At 55.2% G+C, this 10,050-nt stretch carries 13 protein-coding genes and 1 pseudogene; all 14 read left to right on the top strand.

What is annotated here, in order from left to right:
* Positions 1–225 (top strand): annotated as a pseudogene (locus SMC5_RS02085) (signal recognition particle protein); the annotation flags it as partial.
* Positions 119–544: a 30S ribosomal protein S16 gene (rpsP, locus tag SMC5_RS11580; protein WP_119119395.1), complete on the top strand. Its 426-nt coding sequence runs from the start codon at positions 119–121 to the stop codon at positions 542–544. The pseudogene SMC5_RS02085 and the gene rpsP, both read left to right, overlap by 107 nt.
* The gene (locus tag SMC5_RS02075) at positions 501–773 is read left to right on the top strand and encodes a KH domain-containing protein (protein WP_119119394.1); all 273 of its coding nucleotides are present in this window, start codon (positions 501–503) and stop codon (positions 771–773) included. The genes rpsP and SMC5_RS02075 overlap by 44 nt, the downstream gene beginning before the upstream one ends.
* A 5-nt stretch (positions 774–778) precedes the next feature.
* On the top strand, positions 779–1,186 hold the full coding sequence (locus tag SMC5_RS02070) for a YlqD family protein (RefSeq protein ID WP_119119393.1): 408 nt from the start codon (positions 779–781) through the stop codon (positions 1,184–1,186).
* A 234-nt stretch (positions 1,187–1,420) separates the two neighbouring features.
* Positions 1,421–1,840 (top strand): ferritin-like domain-containing protein, encoded by a 420-nt coding sequence (locus SMC5_RS02065; protein ID WP_119119392.1) that lies wholly within the window; start codon positions 1,421–1,423, stop codon positions 1,838–1,840.
* 163 nt (positions 1,841–2,003) lie between these two features.
* The gene (locus SMC5_RS02060) at positions 2,004–2,846 is read left to right on the top strand and encodes a metallophosphoesterase (protein ID WP_165846184.1); all 843 of its coding nucleotides are present in this window, start codon (positions 2,004–2,006) and stop codon (positions 2,844–2,846) included.
* 136 nt (positions 2,847–2,982) lie between these two features.
* Complete coding sequence (locus SMC5_RS02055; RefSeq protein WP_119119390.1) at positions 2,983–3,378, top strand: GntR family transcriptional regulator; 396 nt, start codon at positions 2,983–2,985, stop codon at positions 3,376–3,378.
* Positions 3,375–4,256, top strand: a complete 882-nt coding sequence (locus SMC5_RS02050; RefSeq protein WP_119119389.1) for an ABC transporter ATP-binding protein — start codon at positions 3,375–3,377, stop codon at positions 4,254–4,256. The genes SMC5_RS02055 and SMC5_RS02050 overlap by 4 nt, the downstream gene beginning before the upstream one ends.
* A 1-nt stretch (position 4,257) precedes the next feature.
* On the top strand, positions 4,258–5,022 hold the full coding sequence (locus tag SMC5_RS02045) for an ABC transporter permease (protein WP_165846183.1): 765 nt from the start codon (positions 4,258–4,260) through the stop codon (positions 5,020–5,022).
* 164 nt (positions 5,023–5,186) lie between these two features.
* Complete coding sequence (locus SMC5_RS02040; protein ID WP_165846182.1) at positions 5,187–7,250, top strand: S9 family peptidase; 2,064 nt, start codon at positions 5,187–5,189, stop codon at positions 7,248–7,250.
* A gap of 125 nt (positions 7,251–7,375) precedes the next feature.
* Positions 7,376–8,314, top strand: coding sequence for an ABC transporter ATP-binding protein (locus SMC5_RS02035; protein ID WP_119119386.1), 939 nt, complete (start codon positions 7,376–7,378; stop codon positions 8,312–8,314).
* Positions 8,307–9,062: an ABC transporter permease gene (locus SMC5_RS02030; RefSeq protein ID WP_165848928.1), complete on the top strand. Its 756-nt coding sequence runs from the start codon at positions 8,307–8,309 to the stop codon at positions 9,060–9,062. The genes SMC5_RS02035 and SMC5_RS02030 overlap by 8 nt, the downstream gene beginning before the upstream one ends.
* A 127-nt stretch (positions 9,063–9,189) precedes the next feature.
* Positions 9,190–9,933 carry a tRNA (guanosine(37)-N1)-methyltransferase TrmD gene (gene trmD / locus SMC5_RS02025; RefSeq protein WP_119119402.1) on the top strand — a complete coding sequence of 248 codons (744 nt, stop codon included), beginning with the start codon at positions 9,190–9,192 and terminating at the stop codon, positions 9,931–9,933.
* The coding region (locus SMC5_RS11575; protein WP_165848927.1) for an RNA methyltransferase at positions 9,926–10,050 on the top strand (125 nt) is incomplete at its 3' end. The genes trmD and SMC5_RS11575, both read left to right, overlap by 8 nt.

The raw sequence follows: 10,050 nt of genomic DNA, 5'->3' as shown, positions 1-10,050 counted from the left end.
GAGGGCGTTGCAAAGAGATTCACGGCCATCATTGACTCTATGACCGACACCGAAAGACGCAGTCCTGCCATCCTGAACGCGTCCCGTAAGCGTCGTGTCGCTCGCGGTGCGGGCGTGGATGTCAGTGAAATCAACAGAATGCTCAAGCAGTTCGAGTTGTTCAGCCGCATGGCGAAGATGGCTAACAACAAGCATGCCGGGGGCTTTGGCTTGCCCGGATTCTGATACTCGCAGGTACGCAACAGGAGGAAACATGGTAAGCATTAAGCTCGCAAGGACTGGAACCAAGCATCAGGCTCACTATCGTTTTGTCGTGCTCGACCGTAAGAAACCAACCAATGGCGCAGTCATTGAGACGCTCGGCTACTATGATCCCAAGCCCAAGGAGCCAAAGATCGAGGTNNGTGCGCAACCTCCTCAAGCACAACGGTATCTGGCAGAGATTCGTTGCGAGCAAGGCCGCGAAGTAAGCCGGCTCTGCGTACATCAGGAGATTCCCGATGAAACAGTTGGTCGAAACCATCGTCAAGGCTCTCGTGGATAGCCCTGAAGAAGTGGTTATCACTGAGATTGCCGGAGAGCAGACCGTGGTCTACGAGATCAAGGTCGGCCAGAAGGACACTGGCAAAGTCATCGGAAAACAGGGCCATACGGCCCAAGCAATTCGCACTATCATCAGAGCGGTTTCTGCCAAGACTGGCAAGAACGCCACAGTCCAAATCGACAGCATGGACGACGAACAGGCCGAGGGTGGCCTGGAAGAGGAGCAGTAGAATCAATGGCAACCAGCGTTTGGATGAAACAGAATGTTCTTATCAAGACAGTCGTGACCCAGCAGTTCAAGGACAGCTATCTCAAGGAGCTGGACGGAGCGCATACTGGGGCGAAACAGAATCTTGAGAAACTGAAGTCCTCACTGTCGCAGCTCATCCTTCGTGGCGGCGTGGGTGGTCAGTATGATGATCTCGTCAAGGCGCAGTTGCAGGACGAGAAGGCAAAGCAGGAGCAGATGGTCATGGATCTCGAGGCCAAGAAGGCCGAGGTGTCCAAACTGGAGCTCGGTTCCGTCTACGTTCAGGGTGCACTTGAAGGAACAGTCGAAGTCAAGGTCGGAGACAATCTGTTTCAGAAGATCGGCTCGACCTCGATCCTTGTCCAGGACGGTGTCATCCTCTCTATGGAGTAGCAGTTCACTGTATTGTATGGCTCAGGGCAGAGCGGCAGTGCTCTGCCCTTTTTGTATACCCACCTGAGTTGACATGATCCCGCGTTGTGTGGTATAGTCTGACAAGATGTAAAACAGACAGAGACACTGGTCACATTCAGACTCAGGAGTGGACTGCCGGCTAGGAGGTGGTCTACTGACAGGCGGCACCGACGTGCCTGGAAGGCATTCGGCTAGCTGTCGAAGGGGATAACAATGGCATCCAAGAAGCTGCTCGGTATGCTGAACGACGCGATTGCTGGCGAACTGCAGGTCTCGCTCCAGTACATGTGGCAGCACGTGCAGTGGAAGGGCGTGAAGCACTTCGCAGTCAAGGATGAGTTCAAGAAGACAGGCATCGAGGAGATGAAACACGCCGAGGCAATTGCCGAACGGCTCTTCTACCTCGGAGGGACTCCGACGACGAAGCCTGAACCGATCAGCGTAGGGTCGTCACTCAAGGAGATGCTGACCACCGATAAGAAGGACGAGGAGGAAACGGTCAAGATGTACAAGGAGATCGTTGCCTTGGCCACCAAGGAGGGAGACCTCACGACGGCACACCTCTTCACCGAGATCCTGGGGGATGAGGAAGGACACCTCGACACTTTCCAGAGCCTGCTGGAAGAGATCTAAGAGATTAATCACAGCACGTGACATAAGGCGCCGGGTTTCCCGGCGCCTTTTTGCGTTATCGGGATAGTCAGAACGATCCCGGCGTGATATCAGGTCACAATTTCATATACTGTGGCGAGGGCAGGCAATGTGTCGGGATGTCCTCACGGGAGGAAGACAAACCATGAGAAGAGAGAGAGTACTTGGGGCAACTGCGATTGTTGTTGGCGCCCTCGCAGGTGCCGCAGCGGTTGAGGGCTTCCTGCGTGAGCCGTTTCAGTTGGATGTCACTCGGTTGAGGATCGCGTCTCCGTCGTTGCCGCCTGGTTTCGACGGCATGAAGATCGTACAGCTGTCGGACCTGCACCTCCACCGCATTTCGCGGGCTTACCGCATGGCAATCGACGCCATCAGGAAAGAACACCCCTCGCTTGTCGTCATCACGGGCGACCTGGTCGATCGCGCAGACGAGACGGCGGAGTGCCTCGCGTTCCTGACTGAGCTGCGTGCCGCCGCCGGCGCGCCCGTAGTTGTCGTGCCTGGAAACTGGGACCATCGCGCTTTTCCGACCAGGCAGAGCATTGCGGCATGGCACGAGCGCCTCCAGGCGGAGACGGGCATTCGAGTTCTTGTGAATCAAAATGTGGTCCTGCGTCGAGGCGGTGACCGCATATGGCTTGTCGGTACTGACGACCCGTACTTTGGGCATGCCGATCTGGATGCGAGCTTCAAAGGAGTCCCCAACACCGCATTCGCGCTGGTACTCACACATGCTCCCGAGGCGTTCGAGGAGCTGGCACAGCGCCCTGCCGCACGGCTGGTGCTTGCCGGCCACACCCATGGAGGCCAGGTCCGTCTCCCATTTATCGGTGCTGTGCGTGTCCCTTCGCGGTACGGCACACGTTTCGCGCGAGGGCTGTTCAAGCTGGGCGATACGTTCTTCTATGTCAACGCCGGGATGGGTATGAGCCATCTTCCCGTACGTTTCCTGTGCCGGCCCGAGTTGACGGTCTTAACCCTCAAGTAGTCTCTAACAGGTGCCAGGTCCATGTTGCACGGGACCAGACCCATACGGCACTCCAGTGACCCTTACCGCAGGTTGTTCTCAGTCAACTCTTGACATCTGGACATATTGTACTATCGTAATAGTACAATAAGGGGTGATGATGGAATTCTACGTTAACCCATATGATGGCGTGCCCGTGTACCTCCAGATCATCCAGCTGGTCAGGAATGGTGTAGCTCTTGGTACTCTGCATCCGGGCGACCAGCTGCCGACAGTCCGCGAACTTGCCGTCAAGCTGGCCGTCAACCCGAACACGGTCGCCAAGGCATACAGGGACCTGGAGCGTGAGGGTATGGTCGAGACCGTCAGCGGCAAGGGAACGTTTGTACGGGAAGGCAGGGTCGGCGTCGAGACAGAACGTTTGGAACACATGGTGGAAATGCTGGTCGTCGAGGCTCGCAACGCTGGCCTCACGATTGACGACCTCATTGAACGACTTGAGAAACGCAAACGGCATTCTGCGAAAGACCATGACCAGGGAGGAAGTTCATGAATGCGATAGAAATGATTGGCGTCAGCAAGTCGTATGGACAGGTACGGGCGCTGAAGGACATGTGCCTGACTGTCCCGACGGGCAGCATCTTCGGCCTGATGGGGCCAAATGGCTCTGGCAAGACGACCAGCATCAAGCTGATGCTCGGTCTCATGGAGCCCACGGCTGGGTCGCTCACGGTTCTTGGTGCCATCCCGTCAGGAGATGGAATGGTCCTCCGACGACGCATCGGATTCGTACCCGAGGACTTCTCGCTCTATCCACACATGACGGGCCTCGAGATCCTGGAATTCAATGCGCGACTGTACGGCTGCTCTGTGCAAGAGAATGTGCGGAGACTGCAGACTGTCTTCGAACTGCCGCTTGCACGCAAAATTGCTACATATTCCAAGGGCATGCGCAAGTTGCTTGGGCTCTACATCGCTCTCTCGACGGAACCGGAGTTGCTCATTCTCGACGAGCCCACCGATGGTCTGGACCCCGTAGTTCGGTCGCATTTCCTGGGCGTGCTGGCAGACGAGACGTCCCGGCGCAACCTGACGGTCTTCTTTTCATCGCACATTCTGAGCGAGGTCGAGAAGATCTGCGATACGGTAGCGTTCATGCGCGCTGGCCATACGGTCCTTCAGGACGAGGTGGAATCCATCAAGGCACAGTATCGGGTCTACACGGTCCGGTTTGGCACCGGACACAGCCCGCGCGATGTGAAGAACATTACTATTCAACGTGAGAGGGCTCTCGACCAGGACACCTGGGACGTCGAGATGCTTGCCGATCAGGAACAAGCTCGTACAGCGTTTGCCGATGCCGGGGGCACTGTGCTCAACGTGCAATCGTTGCCGTTCGATGAGATCTTCATGCGGTTTGTGGAGGTGTGACGTGAAAGCATTGATGTGGAAAGAGCTGCGGGAAAACCGCTTGAAGATCATCGCAGGATGCGTGTTGCTGTCGATAATAGGATTGGCTGTCTCCATTGCGTATCGCTTCCTCGAGAGGGGCATTCCCGGCATGGGCCAGATCCCGCCGGAGTATGCAGATCTGATCAAGAAGCTGATGCCGGACTTCAGTAATGTGAATGCATATCTGTATTCCCAGTGGTTCAGCAAGAACCTGCAACAGGTGGGTGCCATCCTCGCAATCGTGCTCCTGGGTAGTGCGGTCGCCGGTGAGCGGGAACTGCACACTGCCATCTTCCTGTTCTCGCGGCCTGTCAGCCGCGGCATGATCCTGGCAGCCAAGGTTATTGTCCTCTTTGGAGGGCTTGTGCTGGCAGTGCTGGTCTCCACGGGAGGTGCAGTGCTGGGTGCTCTCATCGTCGGCAAGGCGCCCCAGTCTGCATTTGTGCTGGCTGCGACACTGCACAGCGTTGTCGCGCTTATCGCATTTGCGTCGCTTGCGACACTGCTCTCAGTCCTTGTGCCGGACCGCGTGAAAGCAATGCTCTTCTCAGGAGGTATCATCATCGTTCTTTCTGTCGCAGGCCAGTTCAAGCCTCTCCGTTGGCTGAACCCGTTGACGTTGTTCGGAAGCCCAAACCTCATCATAAGCCCGGTACCACAGCTCGTGCCCATTGTGGTCGGCGTGGTTCTGAGTGCCTGCATGCTGGGGATTTCGCACTACATACTGCAGCGGCAGGAGTTCTAGCCCGGTCTGCATTCGTGTCCAGGAGGCCCCGGTGCTGCGTGCCGGGGCTTTTTCGGTTTCCGCTATACTTGGACTTCGTTTTGCCTACAATGGACATGGAACCATGGGGCTGGAATGGGTGCGCATGCACCCCCGCCACTGACACGGAAACGATGGAGGAACTCATGACACGACCGAAGCAATCACTGCGTTCCATCACGGCGCAAAACCTCTATGCACTTCAGCTTCTTACGGACGTTCGTCTCTCGCCGGATGGCAGGCACGTCGTCTATGGTGTTCAGCGGGTGGACAAGAAGACACAGAAGAAGTACGCAAATCTGTGGATAGCACCCACAGACGGTTCTGGCGAACGCCAGTTCACGCAGGGAGACCAGACAGATGCATCGCCAAGGTGGTCGCCCGACGGACGGAGCCTTGCATTCCTGTCGTCGCGCAAGGAAGGGGAGAGCGCGCAGGTTTATGTCATCAATGCTGACGGCGGGGAGGCGCGTCGTCTTACGGATCTCAAGGGCGACATCTCCAGCCTGACATGGTCGCCTGATGGCAGGAACCTCCTGCTGGAGTTTACACAGAAGGATCAGGAAGTCATAGACCGCGAGGCGGACGAGCAGAAGAAGAAGCTGGGCGTCGTCTCGCGTCATTATACGCGCCTGTTCTACCGTGGAGACGGCCAGGGGTGGCTCGGCCATGAACGGACTCACCTATGGGCCATCAATGTTGCCAGAGGCCGGGCGAAGCAGCTCACCTCGGGCAGTGTGTGTGACGAATACAACGCATCCTGGTCTCCGGACGGCAGGTCGATCGTTTTCTGCAGCAATCGCAGGGAAGATCCCGACCTCGAGCCCGACCTGATCGATCTCTACGTCATGCCGGCCGCAGGAGGAGCAATGAAGCTGATCAAGGCTCCTCGAGGCCCCAAGGGAACGCCAGTCTTCTCTCCTGACGGGAGCCGGATTTGCTACGTTGGGGCAAGAGATCCCAACGAATGGTGGCAGAACGTCGAATTGTGGGTCGTTCCCACCGATGGGAAGGGAGACGCGCGCAGCGTGACTCGACCGTATGACATCTCACTCACATGTTCGACCCTGAACGATGTAGGGGGAGGGATTGAGATGCCTCCCGTGTGGTCCGCTGACGGCAACGTCCTCTACTTTCAGATTTCCGAACATGGTAGTACCAAGTTGATGGGGATTGCAGTCGACGAGGGGACCCTCTATACCGTCATCGACACTCCTGGCAGCGTTGGCACGTTCACCGTGGATGACCGGCAGAGGATGATGGCTTATTTCCTGGGCACCATGACCGACCCCGGGCAGATCTGGGTGCGCGACATGGACACGGGCGACGCCCGGCAGCTGACGCATCTCAACCGGGTGCTCCTCAGCCAGATCGATCTTGGCAAGGTTGAAGAGGTATGGTTCAAGGCACGCGATGGCCACGATCTGCAGGGATGGATCATGACGCCTCCAGGGTTTGACCCTAAGAAGAAGTATCCATCGATTCTCGAGATCCACGGTGGCCCGCAGGACCAGTATGGCAATTTGTTCATGCACGAGTTCTACTTCCTGGCGGCTGGCGGATATGTCGTCTACTTCAGCAATCCACGGGGTGGAACTGGCTATGGCGAGGAGCACGAGAAGGCTATCTGGGGCGGGTGGGGCACGGTGGATTTCGACGACCTCATGGACTGGACTGACCTGGTCGAGAAGAAGTCATACATCGACCGCAGGCGGATGGGTGTCACTGGCGGCAGCTATGGTGGCTATATGACCAACTGGATTATCGGCCATACGCACCGCTTCGCAGCTGCGGCGACGCAGCGCAGCGTCAGCAATCTCATCAGCATGTGGGGCACCAGTGACCTTAACTGGGTCTTCCAACTGCCTCACGGCGGAAAATCTCCACAGGAGAGTATCGACGTGCTCTGGGACAGGTCTCCGGTGAAGTACCTCGGCAACGCGACAACGCCCACGATGGTCCTTCACAACGAAATGGACTTCCGGTGCGCCATCGAACAGGGTCAGCAGGTGTTTACGGCACTCAAGGTGAACCGTGTACCCAGTGAGTTTGTGGTCTTCCCGGAGGAACCGCATGGGCTGTCGCGCGTCGGACGCACAGACCGGCGCATCGATCGCCTGAACAGCATCCGCCGGTGGATGGACACCTATCTCAAACCTGTCTCCACCAAGCCGGCGAAAGGTGCTGAGACTTGCAAAGCATCAAAGTAGTCCGTATCTCTGTTCCCGAAAACGCCACGGTGGATCCCACCGTGGCGTTTTCCTATTGTCTCTATAGAGAGTCAGAGGATAATGAGTTGTGTCCATTAAAGCAGAGTAGCCGGGGAGAGATCACGATGTATAAAGTCAGCAACTTGAAGAAATCGTATGGCAAGAAGGCTGATCTTGTGCTGAAGGATATCTCCTTTGACATCAATGAGGGCGAGATTCTCGGCATCCTCGGTATTAATGGCGCAGGCAAAACGACCTTGATCAAAATATTATTGCGGGCGCTGGAGCCTTCTGGTGGGAAGATCGAATTTCTGGGCAACGACTTGTCAAAAATTCCCTTATCCACGTACTATAAGGATGTTTCGGCTGTCCTTGAGGGAGAGAGGAACGCGTATTGGTACCTTACCGGCTTTCAGAACATCCAATATTTTGGCAGGCTCAAGAAATTAAGGGACAGTGTAATATCAGAAGAGGCTGATACGTTGCTGAAGGCCTTTGATCTTTATGATGCAAAAGATCAGACTGCGGGCAAGTATTCCAGAGGGATGCTGCAGAAACTGTCTATCATCGTAGCCATGCTGGGGGACCCAAAGGTTTTATTCCTTGACGAGCCAACCCTGGGCCTGGACCTCCTGACCAAGAAGGCTGTGATGAACAATTTGAAACGTCTGGCAGAAGAGAAGAAAAACACTATTGTCCTGACATCGCATGAATTGGACGTCATTGATGCAGTAACCGACAGAGTCCTGGTACTGGAGAACGGAGGTATTGCATACGTCGGGAAAACCTCTGACTTCAAGCAGATGTACAGTGAAAACAAGTACAAGCTGACAGTTAGGGGAACTGTTGCGAGAGGAGACATTCTCTCTGACGATTGTGCCGTGGAAGAACGAGGAGCAACGACGGACATTATTCTCAGCAATATCTCAAATCAGGATATTGATCGCCTTCTGATGCATATACTCGAGAAAGGCTATGAAATTATCGCTTTTTCAAAGGACAGCAACCGTCTGGAAGACGTCATGGAGGCATTTATTCAGCGGGGGAGCAACAGGGATGCTTAGACTCTTCAGGGCGGAATTGAAAAAGTACCTGTTGGAGGTAAAGACCTATTACCCTGATCAGATCGTCGATGTCGTCACGAAGTATATCCTGTTCGCCACGTTTTTTTATGGGTTTGTTCACAACGCGGGGAATGCAACAAATTATTCCATAGGATACTTGTATTGGATCATCGCGTCCGGCATTATTTCGGAATTGTCGGTGAGTATCTCCTTTGAAAAGCAGGTGGGCACCATAGAACAGCTTATCATAAAGCCATATCCATTCTGGCTGATTTTGACGGTCAAAACGTACGTTGTGCTGCTGGTTACCGCGCTTAAATCTCTGTTGCTGCTGGCTCTTATCAGGATCACGCTGCCTGTCAGCCTTGCCTTTAACATCAACCTGGTGTGGATCCTGCTTGTTTCTGTTATTGGTTTTACAGGCATAGGTCTCGCCTTATCCGGTTTGACGATGAAATTTGCGAAAACTGCATCGTTCGAATCCATCATCTCCTACGGCCTGCTGTTCTTCTCCGGAGCCATCATTCCTTTTGACAAAATGCCTGTCACCGTGCAACGGATACTTGACGTTATTCCCTTCACGGCCGGGATCAATGCGTCTCAGCAATCATTCAACGGCAGCTTTCACATGTTGCCTGTTTTCCTGTGGTTGGTAGTTATCAACCTGGTGTGCTTTATGATCGGGTACTGGATTTTTAATGCGATCTTCAGGAACGTGAAGATGAACGGAGTACTGAACAACTACTGAGTCGGTTTGTGGCCGCTATCCGGCCGCATTGACCTGGCAGGGAGTCGAGCGGCGTGCTGCCCCTGAGATCGGAAAGTGCAACGCGGCATGCTTGGCAAGCTGGCACGTCTGCTATACTGTTGCTGCCATGAAAATCAAAGCGATTTCCATATTCCCTCTGCTGTACGAACCGTTCACTCAGGTCGGCGTCATGAAGATGGCAATCGACAAGGGCATTCTGGACTTCGAGGCCGTCAACCTTCGTGACTACACCCATGACCGCCACCATACGACGGATGACATCCCATTCGGTGGAGGTGCAGGGATGATATTCCTTCCCCGACCGCTCATCGAGGCACTGGAGACAATTGACAATCCAGTAGGTTCCTGGGTCAAGATCGGGGTTGCCCCCCAAGGCGACCGGTTTACCCAGAGGATGGCCGAGGACCTGGCGCACGAGGAACGTCTGCTGTTCGTGGCAGGGCGCTACGAAGGCATCGACGAGCGCGTCATGGAACGACTCGACATGGCCATTTCGATTGGAGACATCGTCCTGTCGGGCGGCGAAGTGGCCAGCATTGAGATCATCGATGCCATTACCCGCTTGCTTCCAGGGGCAACCGGGAATGCGGCATCCACGGGCGAAGAGAGCTTCTCCTCCGGGCTCCTCGAGTATCCCCAATATACACGTCCACGAGAACTGGATGGCGAGGTCGTGCCTGAGGTTCTTGTTTCAGGCCATCACGCGAATATTGCCAAGTGGCGTCGTGAGGAAGCGCTCAGAAGAACTCTCATTCGAAGGCCCGATCTGCTGCGCGATTTCGACCTGACTGACCAGGACCGCAAGTATCTCAGCAAAGTACTGGCAGACCTGAGGGGAATCCTTGACTGACTTCAGGTTATATCTGGCAGTTGTGCACCACCCGGTCTACAACAAGCACCACGAGATTGTCACGACGTCCATCGTCATCCACGATATCCATGACATCGCGCGAGCCGGCAAGACATA

Origin of the sequence: Candidatus Cryosericum odellii (assembly GCF_003570935.1) — a bacterium.
GTDB classification, from domain to species: Bacteria; Caldisericota; Caldisericia; order Cryosericales; family Cryosericaceae; genus Cryosericum; species Cryosericum odellii.
Note: the sequence above shows the minus strand (reverse complement) of the source record. Positions and strands in the feature narration are given on the sequence as shown.

Coding starts and splice junctions, on each gene's coding strand:
- SMC5_RS02075 (WP_119119394.1), top strand. CDS start 501: ATGAAACAGTTGGTCGAAACCATCGTCAAGGCTCTCGTGGATAGCCCT.
- SMC5_RS02070 (WP_119119393.1), top strand. CDS start 779: ATGGCAACCAGCGTTTGGATGAAACAGAATGTTCTTATCAAGACAGTC.
- SMC5_RS02065 (WP_119119392.1), top strand. CDS start 1,421: ATGGCATCCAAGAAGCTGCTCGGTATGCTGAACGACGCGATTGCTGGC.
- SMC5_RS02060 (WP_165846184.1), top strand. CDS start 2,004: ATGAGAAGAGAGAGAGTACTTGGGGCAACTGCGATTGTTGTTGGCGCC.
- SMC5_RS02055 (WP_119119390.1), top strand. CDS start 2,983: ATGATGGAATTCTACGTTAACCCATATGATGGCGTGCCCGTGTACCTC.
- SMC5_RS02050 (WP_119119389.1), top strand. CDS start 3,375: ATGAATGCGATAGAAATGATTGGCGTCAGCAAGTCGTATGGACAGGTA.
- SMC5_RS02040 (WP_165846182.1), top strand. CDS start 5,187: ATGACACGACCGAAGCAATCACTGCGTTCCATCACGGCGCAAAACCTC.
- SMC5_RS02035 (WP_119119386.1), top strand. CDS start 7,376: ATGTATAAAGTCAGCAACTTGAAGAAATCGTATGGCAAGAAGGCTGAT.
- SMC5_RS02030 (WP_165848928.1), top strand. CDS start 8,307: ATGCTTAGACTCTTCAGGGCGGAATTGAAAAAGTACCTGTTGGAGGTA.
- trmD (WP_119119402.1), top strand. CDS start 9,190: ATGAAAATCAAAGCGATTTCCATATTCCCTCTGCTGTACGAACCGTTC.